This is a genomic window from Mesorhizobium sp. M5C.F.Cr.IN.023.01.1.1, from assembly GCF_003997585.1.
Classification (GTDB): domain Bacteria; phylum Pseudomonadota; class Alphaproteobacteria; order Rhizobiales; family Rhizobiaceae; genus Mesorhizobium; species Mesorhizobium wenxiniae.
Window position 1 is genome coordinate 1 of sequence record NZ_RZSU01000015.1, and the last position, 17704, is coordinate 17704.

18 protein-coding genes are annotated in these 17704 nt (G+C 63.1%); 9 read left to right on the plus strand and 9 right to left on the minus strand.

What is annotated here, in order from left to right; genetic code table 11:
• The 5 genes from EOA78_RS08615 to mdh all read right to left on the minus strand — a co-directional run.
• The coding region (locus EOA78_RS08615) for a thiamine pyrophosphate-dependent enzyme (protein WP_245477436.1) at nucleotides 1-1733 on the minus strand (1733 nt) is incomplete at its 3' end.
• Nucleotides 1734-1871: 138 nt separating this feature from the next.
• Nucleotides 1872-2774, minus strand: coding sequence for a succinate--CoA ligase subunit alpha (sucD, locus tag EOA78_RS08620; protein ID WP_127314772.1), 903 nt, complete (start codon nucleotides 2772-2774; stop codon nucleotides 1872-1874).
• Nucleotides 2775-2838: 64 nt separating this feature from the next.
• On the minus strand, nucleotides 2839-3210 hold the full coding sequence (locus tag EOA78_RS08625; protein WP_127314773.1) for a cupin domain-containing protein: 372 nt from the start codon (nucleotides 3208-3210) through the stop codon (nucleotides 2839-2841).
• A gap of 4 nt (nucleotides 3211-3214) precedes the next feature.
• The gene (sucC, locus tag EOA78_RS08630) at nucleotides 3215-4408 is read right to left on the minus strand and encodes an ADP-forming succinate--CoA ligase subunit beta (RefSeq protein WP_127314774.1); all 1194 of its coding nucleotides are present in this window, start codon (nucleotides 4406-4408) and stop codon (nucleotides 3215-3217) included.
• A 47-nt stretch (nucleotides 4409-4455) separates the two neighbouring features.
• Nucleotides 4456-5424 carry a malate dehydrogenase gene (gene mdh, locus EOA78_RS08635; RefSeq protein ID WP_127314775.1) on the minus strand — a complete coding sequence of 323 codons (969 nt, stop codon included), beginning with the start codon at nucleotides 5422-5424 and terminating at the stop codon, nucleotides 4456-4458.
• Between the two features lie 240 nt (nucleotides 5425-5664).
• Between mdh and EOA78_RS08640 the strand changes: the two genes are divergently transcribed.
• Entirely contained in the window at nucleotides 5665-6093 is a 429-nt protein-coding gene (locus tag EOA78_RS08640; RefSeq protein WP_127314776.1) for a GNAT family N-acetyltransferase, read from the plus strand.
• On the opposite strand, the gene zapE is transcribed toward EOA78_RS08640, so the two are convergent.
• Nucleotides 6090-7292 (minus strand): cell division protein ZapE, encoded by a 1203-nt coding sequence (gene zapE, locus EOA78_RS08645; RefSeq protein WP_127314777.1) that lies wholly within the window; start codon nucleotides 7290-7292, stop codon nucleotides 6090-6092. The genes EOA78_RS08640 and zapE overlap by 4 nt on opposite strands.
• A gap of 143 nt (nucleotides 7293-7435) precedes the next feature.
• Nucleotides 7436-7987 carry an AprI/Inh family metalloprotease inhibitor gene (locus EOA78_RS08655; protein WP_127314779.1) on the minus strand — a complete coding sequence of 184 codons (552 nt, stop codon included), beginning with the start codon at nucleotides 7985-7987 and terminating at the stop codon, nucleotides 7436-7438.
• Between the two features lie 262 nt (nucleotides 7988-8249).
• Here EOA78_RS08655 and EOA78_RS08660 point away from each other — a divergent pair, with 262 nt between their 5' ends.
• The 7 genes from EOA78_RS08660 to EOA78_RS08690 all read left to right on the plus strand — a co-directional run bounded on the left by EOA78_RS08660 (nucleotide 8250) and on the right by EOA78_RS08690 (nucleotide 15095).
• A complete protein-coding gene (locus EOA78_RS08660) occupies nucleotides 8250-9290 on the plus strand; it encodes an MBL fold metallo-hydrolase (RefSeq protein ID WP_164783678.1) in 1041 nt (346 codons plus the stop codon).
• 90 nt (nucleotides 9291-9380) lie between these two features.
• Nucleotides 9381-9542, plus strand: a complete 162-nt coding sequence (locus tag EOA78_RS08665) for a DUF1328 family protein (RefSeq protein WP_029349395.1) — start codon at nucleotides 9381-9383, stop codon at nucleotides 9540-9542.
• Between the two features lie 168 nt (nucleotides 9543-9710).
• Entirely contained in the window at nucleotides 9711-10595 is an 885-nt protein-coding gene (dapF, locus tag EOA78_RS08670; protein WP_127314781.1) for a diaminopimelate epimerase, read from the plus strand.
• Nucleotides 10595-11896, plus strand: a complete 1302-nt coding sequence (gene mtaB, locus EOA78_RS08675; RefSeq protein ID WP_127314782.1) for a tRNA (N(6)-L-threonylcarbamoyladenosine(37)-C(2))-methylthiotransferase MtaB — start codon at nucleotides 10595-10597, stop codon at nucleotides 11894-11896. The genes dapF and mtaB overlap by 1 nt, the downstream gene beginning before the upstream one ends.
• Nucleotides 11897-11906: 10 nt before the next feature.
• On the plus strand, nucleotides 11907-13721 hold the full coding sequence (ftsY, locus tag EOA78_RS08680; RefSeq protein WP_127314783.1) for a signal recognition particle-docking protein FtsY: 1815 nt from the start codon (nucleotides 11907-11909) through the stop codon (nucleotides 13719-13721).
• A gap of 62 nt (nucleotides 13722-13783) precedes the next feature.
• Nucleotides 13784-14458 carry a septation protein A gene (locus EOA78_RS08685; protein ID WP_127314784.1) on the plus strand — a complete coding sequence of 225 codons (675 nt, stop codon included), beginning with the start codon at nucleotides 13784-13786 and terminating at the stop codon, nucleotides 14456-14458.
• 16 nt (nucleotides 14459-14474) lie between these two features.
• The gene (locus EOA78_RS08690) at nucleotides 14475-15095 is read left to right on the plus strand and encodes a pyridoxamine 5'-phosphate oxidase family protein (RefSeq protein ID WP_127314785.1); all 621 of its coding nucleotides are present in this window, start codon (nucleotides 14475-14477) and stop codon (nucleotides 15093-15095) included.
• 69 nt (nucleotides 15096-15164) lie between these two features.
• Here the strand turns inward: EOA78_RS08690 and EOA78_RS08695 are convergent, their stop codons facing one another.
• Nucleotides 15165-16082: an SMP-30/gluconolactonase/LRE family protein gene (locus EOA78_RS08695; RefSeq protein WP_127314786.1), complete on the minus strand. Its 918-nt coding sequence runs from the start codon at nucleotides 16080-16082 to the stop codon at nucleotides 15165-15167.
• Between the two features lie 302 nt (nucleotides 16083-16384).
• On the opposite strand from EOA78_RS08695, the gene EOA78_RS08700 reads away from it, so the two are divergent.
• Nucleotides 16385-16552 carry a hypothetical protein gene (locus EOA78_RS08700; protein ID WP_127314787.1) on the plus strand — a complete coding sequence of 56 codons (168 nt, stop codon included), beginning with the start codon at nucleotides 16385-16387 and terminating at the stop codon, nucleotides 16550-16552.
• 93 nt (nucleotides 16553-16645) lie between these two features.
• Here the strand turns inward: EOA78_RS08700 and EOA78_RS08705 are convergent, their stop codons facing one another.
• The gene (locus tag EOA78_RS08705; RefSeq protein WP_127314788.1) at nucleotides 16646-17689 is read right to left on the minus strand and encodes a DUF2332 family protein; all 1044 of its coding nucleotides are present in this window, start codon (nucleotides 17687-17689) and stop codon (nucleotides 16646-16648) included.
• Nucleotides 17690-17704: the final 15 nt, after the last annotated feature.

The window sequence follows — 17704 nt, forward strand, 5'->3', positions numbered from 1 at the left end:
CCATCCAGCCAGTCGGCCTTGTTTGGCTTGTAATGCTGGCCGACCTCGAATTCCTGCTCGAGATGTGCCCGCCAGTCCGCCTTCATCTTGTCGAATTCGGCTTGGGTGAGGTGGCCCTCGGCGATCAGCCGGTCGGCATAGATCTGCACCGTCGTCTTGTGGCTGCGGATGTTGCTGTACATGATCGGCTGGGTGAAGGCCGGCTCGTCGCCCTCATTGTGGCCAAAGCGGCGGTAGCAGAACATGTCGACCACGACAGGCTTGTGGAACTTCATGCGGAATTCGATCGCCACCTTGGTGGCATGGACCACGGCTTCCGGATCATCGCCGTTGACGTGGAAGATCGGCGCCTCGATCATCTTGGCCACATCCGATGGGTAGGGCGACGAGCGCGAGAAGCGCGGATTGGTGGTGAAGCCGATCTGGTTGTTGATGATGAAATGCAGTGTGCCGGCGACGCGGTGGCCGCGCAAGCCCGACAAGCCGAGGATTTCGGCAATCACGCCCTGGCCGGCAAAGGCGGCGTCGCCGTGCAGGAGCAGCGGCAGCACCTTGGCACGCTCTTCCAGCGGCACGATCTCCTCGCGGCTGCGGCCGAACAGGGAGTCCTGCTTGGCCCGCGCCTTGCCCATCACCACCGGATCGACGATTTCCAGATGCGAGGGATTGGCGGTCAGCGACAGGTGCACCTTGTTGCCGTCGAACTCGCGGTCCGACGAAGCACCGAGATGGTACTTCACGTCGCCCGAGCCCTCGACCTCGTCGGGTGCGGCCGAGCCGCCCTTGAATTCGTGGAAGATGGCGCGGTGCGGCTTGGCCATCACCTGGGAGAGCACGTTCAGCCGGCCGCGATGCGCCATGCCGAGCACGATCTCCTTCATGCCGAGCTGGCCGCCGCGCTTGACGATCTGCTCCAGCGCCGGGATCAGCGCTTCTGCGCCGTCGAGGCCGAAGCGCTTGGTGCCCTTGTACTTGACGTCGATGAACTGCTCGAACCCTTCGGCCTCGACCAGCTTCTGCAGGATCGCCCTCTTGCCGGCAGCGGTGAAGGAGATCTCCTTGTCGGTGCCCTCGATGCGCGCCTGGATCCAGGCCTTCTCCTCGGGATCGGAAATATGCATGAACTCGACGCCGAGCGTCGAGCAATAGGTGCGGGTCAATATGTCCAGCATCTGCCGGATGGTGCCGAATTCGAGGCCGAGCACATTGTCGAGGAAGATCGGGCGATCGAAATCGGCGGCGGTGAAGCCGTAATTTTCCGGCGACAGCTCGTTGTAATCCTCGAGCGGCTTGGCGATGCCGAGCGGATCGAGATTGGCGTGCAGGTGGCCACGCATGCGGTAGGCGCGGATCATCATGATGGCGCGCACGGAATCGCGCGTCGCCTGATGCACGTCGGCGTCGGAAAGGGCGACGCCGTTCATCACCGCCTTGTGCTGGACCTTCTTCTCGATGTGCTTTTCGACGATGCCCCAATTGCCGTCGAGCGCCGACACCAATTCGCCATTGGCCTGCAGCGGCCATGAGGGCTTGGCCCATGAGGCGCCCTTGGCATTCTTGCGGACATCGCCGGCGTCGTCCTTCAGCGCCGCGAAGAAATCCCGCCATTCGGGATCGACCGAAGAGGGATCGTCCTCATAGGCGGCGTAGAGCGCGTCGATATAATCGGCATTGCCGCCATAGAGGAAAGAGGTAAGCGAAAATTGGTCGTTGGCCTGATCTTGTCTTGCCATTTTTTCCGCGGAGCCTGGCTCCGTCTCCTTTTCCGAAGGGGAGTAAGGGAATAGGGGATTAGGGCAGTAGGGAAAGTGGCAATCGTCGCCACTCGTTCCGTTCTTCCTATTCCCCTACTCCCATACTGCCCTACTCACTTAACCCTTAATTGCTTCGACCAGGGTCGTGCCGAGCCGGGCCGGCGACGGCGAAACTTTTATTCCAGCCGATTCCATCGCCGCGATCTTGTCCTCGGCGCCGCCCTTGCCACCGGAAATGACCGCGCCGGCATGACCCATGGTGCGGCCGGCCGGCGCCGTGCGCCCGGCGATGAAACCGGCCATTGGCTTCTTGCGGCCACGCCTGGCTTCGTCCTTGAGGAACTGCGCGGCGTCTTCCTCGGCCGAGCCGCCGATCTCGCCGATCATGATGATCGACTGGGTCTCGTCGTCGGCGAGGAACATCTCCAGCACGTCGATGAACTCCGTGCCTTTGACGGGGTCGCCACCGATGCCGACGGCGGTGGTCTGGCCGAGGCCGACATTGGTGGTCTGGAACACTGCCTCATAGGTAAGCGTTCCCGAGCGGGAAACAACGCCGACCGAGCCCTTGCGGAAGATGTTGCCGGGCATGATGCCGATCTTGCATTCGTTGGGGGTCAGGACGCCGGGGCAGTTGGGACCGATCAGCCGCGATGTCGAGCGGTCGAGCCGCGCCTTGACCTTGATCATGTCGATCACCGGGATGCCCTCGGTGATGCAGACGATCAGCGGAATTTCGGCTTCGATCGCTTCCAGGATCGCTTCGGCGGCGCCCGCCGGCGGCACATAGACGACGGAAGCATTGGCACCGGTCTGCGCCTTGCCTTCGGCGACGGTGGAAAAGATCGGCAGGCTCTCGCCCTTGGTACCGGTCCACGTCTCGCCACCTTTCTTGGGGTGGATGCCGCCGACCATTTTTGTCCCGTGATAGGCAAGCGCCTGCTCCGTATGGAACGTGCCGGTCTTGCCGGTTAGGCCCTGCACGAGCACCTTGGTGTTCTTGTCGACGAGAATGGACATGGTGGTCCTTTTTACAAACCGTTGATCGAGGAAGGCTGCGTGGTCATCGTCAGAGCCGCCATGGTCAGAGACGCTTGAGATCGGCGACGGTGAGGTCGCTCTTGGCGTTGCCGGTGTTGAGCGTCGTCGCCGGCTCGAACATCAGCACCACCGGCTCCTCGCTCAGCGAGCGCGGCCGGTGCTCGACGGCGCGCGGCACGACGATGAACTCGCCGCTGCCAAGCTCGACCGTTCCGTCGCGGAAATCGATGGCAATGCGGCCGCGAAGCACCAGGAACGCTTCGTCCTCATTGTCATGCGCATGCCAGTCAAAGACCTCGCCGAACTTGGCGATCTTGACCTGGGCATCGTTGACGTCGCCGGCGATATGCGGATCGAAGACTTTCTTGATCTTCGTATCCGCCGCCTCGACCAGATTTATCTTGTGCGGAGGCACCGGATCAGCCCTTCACTGCCGCCACGATCTTCTTGGCGGCATCGTCGAGGTCGTCGGCCGACACCACGTTCAACCCGCTGTCATTGATGATCTTCTTGCCGAGTTCGGCGTTGGTGCCTTCCAGCCGCACCACCAGCGGCACTTGCAGGCCGACTTCCTTCACCGCCGCAATAACGCCCTCGGCGATGATGTCGCACTTCATGATGCCGCCGAAGATGTTGATCAGGATGCCTTTGACCGCCGGATCCTTGGTGATGATCTTGAACGCCGCCGTCACCTTCTCCTTCGACGCACCGCCGCCGACATCGAGGAAGTTGGCGGGCTCGGCGCCATAGAGTTTGATGATGTCCATCGTCGCCATGGCGAGGCCGGCGCCGTTGACCATGCAGCCGATATTGCCGTCGAGTGCGACATAGGCGAGGTCGAATTTCGACGCCTCGATCTCCTTCTCGTCCTCTTCGGTAATGTCGCGCAGCTCCATCACGTCGGGATGGCGGAACAGCGCGTTGTTGTCGAACGATACCTTGGCGTCGAGCACGCGCAGCCGGCCGTTCTTCATGACGATCAGCGGGTTGACCTCGAGCAGGCTCATGTCCTTCTCGACAAACGCCTTGTAGAGGATCGGGAACAGCGTCTCGCCGTCCTTGGCCGCGTCGCCGTCGAGCTTCAGCGCGCCGTTGAGTTCTTTCAAATCATCCGCCGTCATGCCCTTTTCCGGGTCGATTGCGACGGTGATGATCTTTTCCGGCGTGTCATGGGCGACCGCCTCGATGTCCATGCCGCCCTCGGTCGAGACGACGAAGGCAATGCGGCCGACGGAGCGGTCGACCAGCAGCGACAGATAGAGCTCGCGGTCGATGTCGGCGCCGTCCTCGATGTAGAGGCGGTTGACCTGCTTGCCCGCCGGGCCGGTCTGCTTGGTGACCAGCGTGTGGCCGAGCATCTCGTTGGCGTTGGCGACGACATCAGCAACCGACTTCGCCAGCCTGACACCACCCTTGGCGTCGGGGCCGAGCTCCTTGAACTTGCCCTTGCCGCGGCCGCCGGCATGGATCTGGCTCTTCACCACATAGAGCGGGCCGGGCAGCGCCTTGGCGGCGGCTTCCGCTTCGCTTGCCTCGAACACCGGCACGCCTTCGGCCACCGGTGCGCCAAAGCCCTTCAGCAGCGCCTTGCCCTGATATTCATGGATGTTCATGCGCGTTGTCTCCAGATCAATTTACTGGCGGGTCACTTGGCGGCGGGTCACTTGGCGGCGAGATGGGGAGCGATCTTGACGCAGGCCTCGCACAGGCCCTGCACCGCCGCCACCGAACTGTCGAACATCTTCTGCTCGGGCTTGCTGAGCTCGATCTCGATGATGCGCTCGACGCCGGCGGCGCCGATCACCACCGGCACGCCGACATAGGTGTTCTTGACACCATACTGGCCGGAGAGATGCGCAGCACAGGGCAGCACGCGCTTCTTGTCCTTGAGATAGGCTTCGGCCATGGCGATCGCCGAGGCGGCCGGTGCGTAGAAGGCCGAGCCGGTCTTGAGCAGGCCGACGATCTCGGCGCCGCCGTCGCGGGTGCGCTGCACGATCTGGTCGAGCTTTTCCTTCGAGGTCCAGCCCATCTTGACGAGGTCGGGCAGCGGGATGCCGGCGACCGTCGAATAGCGGATCATCGGCACCATGGAATCGCCATGGCCGCCAAGCACGAAGGCGGTGACATCCTCGACCGACACCTTGAATTCCTCGGCCAGGAAATATCGGAAGCGCGCACTGTCCAGCACCCCGGCCATGCCCACGACATGGGTCTTCGGCAGGCCGGAGAACTTCTGCAGCGCCCAGACCATGGCGTCGAGCGGATTGGTGATGCAGATGACAAAGGCTTTCGGCGCGTATTTCTTGAGACCCGCGCCAACCTGCTCCATGACCTTCAGGTTGATGCCGAGAAGGTCGTCGCGGCTCATGCCGGGCTTGCGCGGCACGCCGGCGGTGACGATGCAGACGTCGGCGCCCTCGATGCCGGCATAATCGTTGACGCCGGTCAGCCTGGAGTCGAACCCATCGACCGGCGACGATTGCGCGATATCCAGCCCCTTGCCTTGCGGGATGCCCTCGGCGATATCGAACAGCACAACGTCGCCGAGATCCTTGAGGCCGATCATGTGGGCGAGCGTGCCGCCGATCATGCCCGAGCCGATAAGCGCTATCTTGTTGCGTGCCATGTCAGGATGTTTTCCCTTTAGACTGTGACGGCGCCCAAATCCTTCACGAAATTGGATGACGGCGTCGAGGAAGGAGGCCGGAATGCAGCGGGGAAGCCGCAAAGATTTCGCCGAACCCAATAGCCCCGGCGCCCGAAATATTCAAACGATTATTTTGGAGTGAGTTTTTTCAATCGGTTAGATGAATTGGGATTTACGTAAACGTCAAAGTTTGCAAGCCGACTTGGGAGATTTACACAAGTGGATGTGCAAATCGTAAGGCTCAACCCCGGAGATGAAGCCCTTGTGATGCGGGTCGCCGAGGATGTGTTCGATGAAGCGGTCAGGCCGGATCGGCTGGCAGCGTATCTCCGCGAACCCGGCCATTTCATGATCATCGCCGTGGCCGACGGCATAGTCGTCGGCCAATGCGCAGCCGTCATCCACCGCCACCCGGACAAGGTGAGCGAACTCTACATCGATGAAGTCGGCGTATCGCCGGCCTTCCAGCGCCAGGACATAGCGACGAAAATGCTCGACGCCATGTTTGAGCTCGGCCGCGAGCATGGCTGCGAGGAGGCCTGGGTCGGCACTGAGCCGGACAATATTGCGGCCCGCGCGCTTTACGAGGCACGGAAGGAGCCGCATGGATCGGCGGAGGAGTTCGTGATGTATGTTTATCGCCTCTAGGCCTGCGCCTGCCTCGCCTCCACAGGCACCACCTTCCCCCTCTGCCTCCCCGCCCAGTCTTCCAGCCATTCGTGACTCTGCATCTCGATCAGCCGTGACGCGGTGCGCTCGAACTCGAAGACCTCGTTGCCGCGTCTGGCCGTATACAGCTGCGGTGGCGGTGCAGCGGCGCTCACCACCAGCCGCACATTATGGTCGTAGAGCGTATCGATCAGCAGGATGAAGCGCTTGGCCTCGTTGCGCATGCCTTCGCCAAGCACCGGCACATGATCGATGAAGATGGTCGAGAAGCGGTCGGCAATCGCCAGGAAATCGCGGGCACCGAGCGGTTTTTCACAGAGATCGGCGAAGGAAAACCGCGCCGCTTCGCCGGCGGCTCGCGGCACCACGACCTGCCGGCCCTTTACCGTCAATGCCGCCTCCGCTGTCCGCCGGCCACGCGTCATCACTTCCCAGGCCTCGTCGAGGACAGCATCGGCGGCGGCATCGGCAGGGGTGACATACATCGGCAGGCGGCTGAGCTTGTCCAGCCGATAGTCCTTGTCGGCATCCAGCGCCAGCACCTGCGCATGCCGCTCCAGGATGCCGATGAAGGGCAGGAAAAGCTGGCGGTTCAAGCCGTCGCGGTAGAGATCCTGCGGCGCGACATTGGACGTGGCGACCAGCACGACGCCGTTGGCAAACAGCGCCGAGAACAGCCGGGACAGGATCATCGCATCGGCGATGTCGGTGACGGAAAACTCATCGAAGCACAGCACCCAGGCTTCCTCGGCCAGCGCGCGGGCCACCGGCGCGATCGGGTCGTCTTCCCTGACGGCGCCCTCTTTACGCGCCTGCCGGTGCTTCTGGATGCGATCCTGCACATCGGCCATGAAGTCGTTGAAATGCACACGACGCTTGCGCCTGACCGGCACCAGCTCGAAGAACATGTCCATCAGCATGGTCTTGCCGCGGCCGACGCCGCCATGGATGTAGAGGCCCTTGACGGCCTCGCGCGTTTCACGCTTGCGGGCGAACAGCCAGCCCAGCGCGCTCGATTTGTGCGCCAGCCGCTTTGCCGAGATCTCATCGATCAGCCGGTCGAGTGCCGCGACGATCCGCTCCTGCGCCGGATCGCGGTCGATCAGGCCGGTATCGACCAGATGGTCGTATCGCTGCCGGACGGTCGCATGGGTCTGAAGGCCGTCACGCAGATGCATCGGTCACGTCGTTCTAGAGCAATTCCAGCAAAAGTGCTTAGCGGTTTTCGGTCCGGAATTGCGTATCAACAAAAGGCAGCAATTCCAGGAAAAGTGTGTAGCGGTTTTCCGTTCGGAACTGCGTAAAACAAATAAGCGGCGGGTCAGCCTCTTGTAAGCGAGATCGGCAGGCCGTTGGAAGTCTGGCCGTCGAATTTCTCGCCGCCTGAGGAATAGAGCCGTGCCAGCGTGCCGCCATTCTCGTCGTACAGCGTCAACTGCTTGCCGGCGACGTTCCACGATTTGATGCCGTCGATCGGCGCCGGGCAATGCAGCGGTCCGGCCCGGTAGCCCGCGCCGAACTTGGTCTGCGGCGTCGCCACCTGGCAGCTCTGGCCGGACACACTGGCCTTCCACACGCCGGCGACGCTGCCTGCGGTAAGATCCGGGGCTCCGGCAGGAGCCGTCCCGTCCGGCGGCAGCGAGGCGACCTGGGGGTTTAACGTCCCTTGCGGCGCCGTCGGAAATTTCGACGGGTCGGCCGTGCCGGGCGACGCCGGCGGCGGCAGCTGATTTGCGGTCACCTTGCCAGAGGGCGCGGCTTGCAGCGGCGACGGCTGCTCCTGGTCCATCGACGAGAACCGTGACGTTGAACAGCCGCTCGCAACGAGCGCGGCAAGCGATACGGCCAGCAGACCGGTTTTCGAAAAATTCATTTCAAACCTCCGTCGGATCCGGCTGGGGCTGCCGTCCGCACAATATCCCCTTCACCAAGATGGAGAAGGTGGCGAAATTTCAACCCGATATGGTTAAAATACCATTTGAGGCAGCATCTGTTGCAATTTTACCACAAAATGCATGCCGCCCAGCCTGCACTTCGGGCCTGACCCGAGGCTGCCAGTGGTCTACCCGGACAAGCATGCCCTTGGCATTCCGGTCACCAAATGCTTGCGTCAATCGGCTTCGGTCCTATCTCTGATGAAACGGAACCCTGCCGGAGGCGAAACCTTGGCTGCGAGAAAAAGAGCCGCCAATCGCTATTACAGCGGCCCACCGAGCGATCATTTCGACGGCACCTTGTTCTTCAATCCCAACGGCAAGCCGCCTGCCCGCTTTTCCGATCTTTTGAAGTGGCAGCTGGGCGGCGAGCGCTCGAAATGGCCGGCGGCGAATCCGAGTCCGTTTCATCAAGCGACACCGGCCAAACGGATCGACGGCTCCGGGCTGAGGCTGACCATGGTCGGCCACTCCTCGCTGCTCATCCAGACGGCCGGCCTGAACATCCTCACCGACCCGGTCTGGTCTCGGCGCGTCTCGCCGCTGTCCTTTGCCGGGCCGAAACGGGTCAATCTGCCGGGCATCGCCTTTTCCAACCTGCCGCCGATCGACCTCGTATTGGTCAGCCACAACCACTACGACCATCTCGACCTCGCCACGCTGAAGCGGCTGAAGATAAAGCACGACCCGCTGGTGCTGGCGCCGCTTGGCAATGACGCCATCATCGACGATGGCGTTCCCGGCGTGCGGCTTTCCGTGCATGACTGGGGCGAGCGGGTCGAGATTGGCAAGGACCTCGCCGTCTATGTCGAGCCGGTGCACCACTGGTCGGCGCGCGGCACCCGCGACCGGCGCATGGCGCTGTGGGCGGGATTTGTGGTCGAGACGCCGGGCGGAAAGGTCTATTTCGCCGGCGACACCGGTTTCCACGATGGCATCAACTACCGGCTGATGGCCGAAAGGCACGGCGGCTTCCGCCTAGCCATCCTGCCGATCGGCGCCTACGAGCCGCGCTGGTTCATGGCGCCACACCACCAGAACCCGGAGGAGGCTGTGCAAGGCATGCTTTTGTGCAACGCCGCCCATGCTGCCGGCTGCCATTGGGGCACGTTCCGGCTGACCAACGAGCCGATCGACGAGCCGGCCAGAAAGCTTGGCGAAGCCCTCGACGATCAAGGTATCCCGCAAGAACGCTTTCGCGCCTTGCGTCCCGGCGAAGTCTGGGACGTGCCGGCGGTCTAGGCAGGCGGCCGGCTTCGCGGCGAGCGGAACCCGGGACGTCGTAAACGCGTTGGCAGGTATCCACAACCGTCGGCTGCGAGGTTTTTTCTCATGATCAAATGGATTGTCATTCTTCTGATCATCGCGGCCGCGGCAAGCCTGCTCGGTATGCCGGCATTGGCCGGAGCCGCCGCCACCGGCGCCCGTATCCTCATCGGCATCGTGCTGATCATCTTCCTGCTGATCGTGCTTGGCGTCTTCGCGGTGGCCTAATGCATGTCGCGCAAAAGTGCGCAGCAGAAAGCACGTGCGCTGGTTCAAAAATGTCAGAGCGTACTTTGTGGGTCCAAATGGACGCACGTCGCTCTGACGTCCGCACACTGGTAATTTCGGCCGGTATCCGCCATATAGGCGCCAAACCGGCATGAGACCTTTCGATCCATGGCAAGCACCGCCCCCTTCGCCAAGATGAACGGCATTGGCAACGAGATCATCGTTGCCGACATGCGCGGTCGCGCCGATCGGGTGACGCCGGCTGCCGCCCTTGCGCTCAATGCCGATGCCGCGACGAAATTCGATCAGATCATGGCGATCCACGACGCCAGGACGTCGGGCACCGCCTTTTTCATCGACATCCTGAATTCCGACGGAACCGGCGCGCAGGCCTGCGGCAACGGCATGCGCTGCGTGGTGCAGGCACTTGCCGCCGAGACCGGCCAGAAGACATTCGCCTTCGAGACCGTCGCCGGCATCCTCAACGCCGAAGAACATGCCGACGGGCTGATCTCGGTCGACATGGGCAAGCCGCGTTTTGGCTGGCAGGATATTCCGCTCGCCGAGGAATTCCGCGATACCCGCATGATCGAGCTGCAGATCGGCCCGATCGACGCGCCTGTGCTGCATTCGCCCTCGGTCGTGTCGATGGGCAATCCACATGCCATCTTCTGGGTCGACCGCGATGTCTGGTCTTACGAGCTCGACCGCTTCGGCCCGCTGCTCGAAAACCACCCGATCTTCCCCGAACGCGCCAACATCACCATCGCGCAAGTGACCTCGCCCGAGACGATGGTCATCCGCACCTGGGAGCGCGGCGCCGGCCTGACCAAGGCGTGCGGCTCGGCCGCGTGCGCCGCGGTGGTTGCCGCGGCCCGCACCAAGCGGACCGGACGCAGCGTCACGCTGATGACGCCCGGTGGCGGCTCGCTGCATGTCGAATGGCGCGGCGACGACCACGTCATCCTCACCGGTGCCGCCGAATGGGAATTTTCCGGCAGCTTCGACCCGTCGACCGGCGTGTGGGCCCGCGACACCGAAAGCGCCGCCTGATGGCTCCTCTTGCCAAGAAGGGAGTAGACGTCGTCACCTTCGGCTGCCGGCTGAACACCTACGAATCCGAGGTGATGCGGCGGGAGGCGGAGAGCGCCGGCCTTGGCGCGCTGGAAGGCGGCGCAATCATCTTCAACACCTGCGCCGTCACCGGCGAGGCGGTGCGCCAGGCAAAACAGTCGATCCGCAAGGCCCGGCGCGAGAACCCGGCCGCCCGCATCATCGTCACCGGCTGCGCGGCGCAGACCGAGCCGCAGAATTTCGTCGCCATGGACGAGGTCGATCTCGTCCTCGGCAATGAAGAGAAGCTGAAGGCGCATTCCTATCGCGCGCTGCCGGATTTCGGCGTCAACGATACCGAGAAGGCTCGCGTCAACGATATCTTTTCGGTACGCGAGACGGCCGGCCACATGGTCGACGCCATCGAGGGCCGGGCGCGGGCCTTCGTCCAGGTGCAGAACGGCTGCGACCACCGCTGCACCTTCTGCATCATCCCCTATGGCCGCGGCAATTCGCGCTCTGTGCCGATGGGCGCCGTGGTCGAGCAGGTCGAGCGGCTGAGTGGCAATGGTTATGCCGAGATCGTGCTGACCGGCGTCGACATGACCAGTTTCGGCGCCGACCTGCCTGGCAGCCCGAAACTCGGCAAATTGGTCAAGACGATCCTGAAGCAGGTGCCTGGCGTGAAACGCCTGCGCCTCTCGTCGATCGATTCGATCGAGGCTGACGACGATCTGCTCGACGCGATTGCCACCGAGCCTCGGCTGATGCCGCATCTGCATCTGTCGATGCAGGCGGGTGACGACATGATCCTGAAGCGGATGAAGCGGCGGCACAACCGGGATCAGTCGATCCGTTTTTGCGAGGATTTGCGCAAATTGCGTCCCGGCATTGTCTTCGGCGCCGACATCATCGCCGGCTTCCCGACCGAGACGGACGCCATGTTCGAAAAATCGCTGGAGATCGTCGAGGAATGCGGGCTGACGCATCTCCACGTCTTCCCCTTCTCGCCGCGCGAAGGCACCCCCGCCTCGCGCATGCCGCAGCTTCGCCGCGAGGTGGTCAAGCAGCGTGCGGCACGACTGCGCGCCGCCGGTGACGCCGCTTATCGCCGCCACCTCGCTGCACTCGCCGGAACACGCCAGTCGATCCTGGTCGAGCGCGACGGGCTCGGCCGCACCGAAGGCTTTACGCTTGCCACGATCTCCGCGGGCGCGCCGGGCGAAATCGTTGAGGCCGATATCGCCGGCCATGACGGCGCGCGGCTGATCGCGGCGCCGCTTGCCGCCCGCGCCGCTTGAGACGCAGAACATGGCTGGTTTTTTCAAGAAGATATTTTCGTTCGGCAAGAAGGAAGTGGTCGACGAGCGGATCGATGAGTCAACACCCCTGCCGCCGATCAAATGGGATGCGCTGGAGGCGCTGAAACCGGCCTCCGAGCAGACCGTTTCGGAATTTTTGAAACGCGAAGAGCCTCGGCCCGAAGCGGAAGCTGTGCCTCCGCCGCCGGTCGAGCCGGAAGCACCGCCCGCGCCGCAGCCGGCGCCTGTTGAAGAAGCCGAGCCCGAACCTGCGCCGACCATTCGGCCCGAGCCGGACATCCAGCCGGAACCCGCTCCGGTCGAGGAGCCGGAGGCGCCCGCCGAACAGGCGGCGCCAAAGGAGATTCCGGTCGCTCCCGTCATTCGCCAGCCAGCTCGGGAGCCAGAGCCGGAGGAAATTCCTGAGCCAGAGCCGGCGCAGGAGATTGTCCAGTCTGAGCTTCCGTCATCCGAACGTGGCGCTGCCCCTCATCCGCCTGCCGGCATCTTCTCTCCGTATAGGGACGGGGAAAAGGGTGCTGATCGTCACGCCGAGCCTCCTTTTGAAAGCGGCAAAGAAGAAGCTCCTACGCTGACGCCCCCCTCTCCGCGTCCTTTACGGGGAGAGGGTAAGGGTGAGGGGCAGCGCGGACCTGCGCAAGATGCCGCGCCGCCGGCCGAGCCCCCCTCAACTGCGCCCGAGCCTGAAGCGCCGGCGGCCGAAATCCCGCCCCCCATTCGCCAGCCTGCGCCGGTCGAGGCAAAGCCGGTCCTTGCCGAGATCGCACCGGAGCCGAAGGCCGTTCCGCAGCCGCCGCCGGAGCCAAAGCCCGCTCCCGGCAAGGTCACCGTAACCAAGAAGGTCGAGCAGAGAGCCGAACCGCAGAAGGCGCCGGGACCAGCACCGAAACGCTCGTGGTTCCAGCGCATGAAGGAGGGGCTTGCCCGCTCTTCTCGGGAACTGTCCGGCAACATCGCCGGCGTCTTCACCAGGCGCAAGCTCGACGAGGACACGCTGCAGGATCTGGAGGACGTGCTGATCCGCGCCGACCTCGGTATGGAGACGGCGTTGCGCATCACCGATTCGCTGGCCGCCAGCCGCTACGGCAAGGACGTCTCCGAGGCGGAAGTCCGCGCCATCATGGCGACCGAAGTGGAGAAGGTGCTGACCCATGTCGCCTTGCCGCTGGAGCTCGACCTCAGCCACAAGCCGCACGTGATCCTTGTCGTCGGCGTCAACGGCACCGGCAAGACCACGACCATCGGCAAACTGGCGGCAAAGCTCACCGATGGCGGCCTGTCGGTGATGCTCGCAGCCGGCGACACGTTCCGCGCCGCGGCGATCGAGCAGTTGAAGATCTGGGGCGAGCGCACCAAGTCGCCGGTCATCGCCTCGAAGCTTGGCGCCGATGCGGCAGGTCTTGCTTACGAGGCCTTCGAACAGGCCAAGCAAGCCGGCTCCGACGTGCTGATCATCGACACCGCCGGGCGGCTGCAGAACAAGACCGAGCTGATGGCGGAACTGGAAAAGATCGTCCGGGTGCTGGGCAAGCTCGATCCGGAGGCGCCGCACACCGTGCTGCAGACGGTCGACGCCACCACCGGCCAGAACGCGCTCAACCAGGTCGAGATCTTCCGCAATGTCGCCGGCGTCAACGGCCTGGTGATGACCAAGCTGGACGGCACCGCACGCGGCGGTATTCTGGTGGCGATCGCGGCAAAGCACAAATTGCCGGTCTATTTCATCGGCGTCGGCGAACAGGTCGACGACCTCGAACCATTCTCCGCAAGCGAGTTCGCCAGGGCGATCGCTGGAGTGGCGTAACAAGCATGATCCCAAGAAGTCGCAGACTTCTTGGATAGGGTCATGCGCAAGAAGGAAAGCCTATGAACCCGCGCATCCTCGAACGCGACCCATCCGACCCGCAGAAACAGAAGAAGGAAGGCGTCAATCCGCTGCTCAAGATGGTGCTGGAGCTCGGCCCGTTGATGGTGTTCTTCTTCGCCAACGCCCGCAGCGCATGGCTGACGCAGAAATTTCCGGCGCTGGCCGAATTCGGCGGGCCGATCTTCGTCGCCACCGGCCTGTTCATGGCCGCGACCGCGATCGCGCTGATCGCTTCCTGGCTGCTCACCCGCACCTTGCCGATCATGCCGATGGTATCGGGCGTCGTCGTCTTCGTCTTCGGCGCGCTGACGCTCTATCTGCAGGACGACATCTTCATCAAGATGAAGCCGACCATCGTCAACATGCTGTTTGGCGGCGTGCTGCTCGGCGGGCTGTTCTTCGGCAAGTCGCTGCTCGGCTACGTCTTCGATTCGGCTTTCAGCCTCGATGCCGACGGCTGGAAGAAACTCACCTTCCGCTGGGGCCTGTTTTTCCTGTTTCTGGCCCTTGTCAACGAAGTGGTCTGGCGGAATTTTTCCACCGACGCCTGGGTTACTTTCAAGGTCTGGGGGATCATGCCGATCACGCTTCTTTTCACCTTCAGCCAGATGCCGCTGATCATGCGCCATTCGCTTGAAGGTAAGACCGGAAACGAAGAGAAGGCCGGCAAGTAACGGTTAAGGAGAGGGCATGGAATTCGTCACCACGCGCGAGGAGCTGAGAACGATCTACAAGACGCCTCGGCCGACCGACGGCTCGATCCGCAAGGAATTGAAGGCGCTGGATGGCCACAGCCGTTCCTTCATCGGCAAAAGCCCGTTCGTGCTGATCGGCTCCTCCGACCGCGCCGGCAATGCCGATGTGACGCCGAAGGGCGACAGACCGGGCTTCGCCGCCGTGCTTGACGAGAAGACCATCGCCATCCCCGACCGGCCCGGCAACAACCGGCTCGACACGCTGGAGAACATTCTTCTCAACCCCTCGGTCGGACTGCTCTTCCTCATTCCAGGCATGAATGAGACACTGCGCGTCAACGGCGATGCCCGCATCACCGTCAATGCGGCTTTGCGCGAGCGGCTCGCCGTCGACGGCAAGGAACCGCAAAGCGTCGTCCTGGTGACGGTCAAGGCCGCCTACATGCATTGCGCCAAGGCTTTCATGCGCTCCGATTTGTGGAAGCCGGAAACCTGGTACGACCGCGCGACGCTGCCGACGCTCGGTCAGATCCTGCGCGACCAGCTGGCGCTCGCCGATTCGGCCGAGGCGACCGATCGCTGGCTGGACGAAGAATACAAACACACCATGTGGTAAATCTGCTCGGGCGCGATCCGCCCGAGAAGGCATAGCAATGTGCTCGCTTGCATATTGCTTGGCGGCCGCTCAGTAGGTCTTTGCGCCGTTGACCATCAGCCGTACCATGTAGAGCGAGGTCGTGCCGGCGATGTAGAGGCAGTTCAGCTTGTTGCCGCCGAACACGCAATTGGCGACGACTTCCGGCACCTTGATCCTGCCGATCAGCGTTCCGTCCGGATCGTAGCAATGGATGCCGTCGGCGGCACTCGTCCAGATCCGCCCTTGATCATCGAGCCTGAAGCCATCGAACAGGCCGGCCGTGCAGTCGGCGAAGACATTTCCGCCGGAGACCTTCTTGCCGCCCTCGTCGACATTGAACACCCGCATATGCGCCGGATTCTGGGCGCCATGCGTGCGACCGGTGTCGACGACGTAGAGCTTGCTCTCGTCGAGCGAGAAGGCAAGCCCGTTGGGCCTGACCATATCGGTGATCACCGCTTCGATCTCACCGGTGCCGGGGTCGGCCCGGTAGACATGACAGGCGCCGATCTCGCTCTCGGCCTTGTCGCCCTCGTAATCCGTATCGATGCCGTAGGTCGGGTCGGTGAACCAGATCGAACCATCGGACTTGACCACCGCGTCGTTGGGCGAGTTCAGCCGTTTGCCGCGCCATTTGTCGGCGATGGTGGTGATCGAGCCGTCGTGCTCGGTGCGGCTGACGCGGCGGCCCGAATGCTCGCAAGTGACCAGCCGGCCCTGCCGGTCGACGGTGTTGCCGTTGGAATTGCCCGACGGCTGCCGAAACACGCTGACGCTGCCATCGGTCTCGTCGTAACGCAGCATGCGGTTGTTCGGGATGTCGGACCACACCACATAGCGACCGGCCGCAAACCAGGCCGGCCCTTCCGCCCACCGGCATCCGGTGAACAGCTTGTCCACCTGCGCGTTGCTGTTGAACAGCCGCGCAAAGCGCGGATCGAGAATCTCGTAGTCTTCGGCGGCCATGGTTTCCTCCCGGTCATGCAAATCGCTAGTGCCGGGGCGATCAAGCCAGCCGGAGATCGATATGGCAAGATCGTTGATATCTGTCTCACCGCATCTTGAGACATTGGGGCAAAACGCGGCAAGGCCACCCTTGATGACGGGCCCTAAATGACGGCGCTCATTTGCCGTTAACCGGCTATGCGCTCAGTGCAATGGTGCATTGCAACATCTTCTTTTTGCAACGCACCATTACTATGTCATGCTCCATATCGATCAGGGAGGAACAACCTGCCGCTACAATGCGGCACAGAAGGAACCTCGCTATGATTCTCGACAGCCTCATGAGCCGCGCTCGCACCAGCATCGCCAAGCGCCGGCAATACAACCGTCTCGTCGCCGAAATCGACTCCTTTTCCAGCCGTGATCTGGCCGACATGCGCGCCGACCGCAGCGAAATGCTCTACCAGGTCCACAAGCAGATCTACGGCTGAGGCGAACGCATGATCCCGAACCGAAGGTCAGCGCAGCAAAAAGTTGCCGACTTTCGGACGAGATCATGCGCAACAAGAACTGTTTGATTGGGCTTAGCCAATCCATTCGATCCAGCGGCCGTGGTAATCGCAATTGGCTAGGCGGCGTGTCTTGCCGCCGGGCCATAGAGTGAGGCTGAGTACCGCCCACTGCTTTGTCGGATCGCGCGGCTCCATCCTCAGCCTTGCGATAGGCGCAACGGCCGTGGCCTCTCTGCCCGACTGCTCCAGGGTGGCGGCGATGGCATCCTTGGTCGCCCGCGGCAGGTATTGCCACATGATCGAGTGATAGAGCACGAAGGCGCCGCCCGGCTGCCGTGCCGCCAGCGCCTTCTCGACAAAATCCGCCGCGTCCGCTTTGACAGGCAGCGGTTGAAACTTTTCGGCAAGTGACAGCGCGGCGTCGAGCCGGGCCAGTCGTTCCGTCTGATCGGCCCAGACGTAAGACCGAAGCCGTAACCGCGCCGCTGCGTCGGCGGCGTCGACCGGCGCGATGTCGCAGCCGGCGCGATGGCGGACGTTGATCGCTCCTCCAAGCGGAACAGCGTGGCCGCGCACCTCCGGCGCCAACCGGACTGGGGAGGCCGGGTCTCCCCACTCGGCATCGCCGTAGCGGTAGTGAAAGCTGTCGAACAGGAGATTGAGCCCGGCGCTGGCGCCGATCTCGCACAGATCCAGCGGCAGGCCGGTTTCCCGCGCCACCATCAGAAATCCAGGCAGCAGCATCGCCGACCGGGCGATTTCATTGGTCTGCGGCGCGCCGGCGAGGCCGGCGATGATCTGATCGGCGGACCGCGCAATTACCTCCGGCAGCACCGCCGCGATCTCGGATTCGCTTGTCTGGTTGGGTGGATAGATCAGTGCCAGCCGCTCACTGGCACCCGTCAGGACCAACGCATGCAGCGCGCCGCAGAGCCGCAATGCAAGCCCGTCGGCGCGCGCATTGCCCGGCCAGCCGAGCACCGCCTGCCCACCCCTGGTGTTTGCGTCGAGAACCTTGGCCAGCGCACGGCATAAATTCGCGGTGAAGGGCGAGCCAAGTCGATCGCAGGCTCTCGCCTGAGCCAGAAAATGGTCGCGGATGTCTCGTTCGTCCATCGCGTTTTCGCTGTC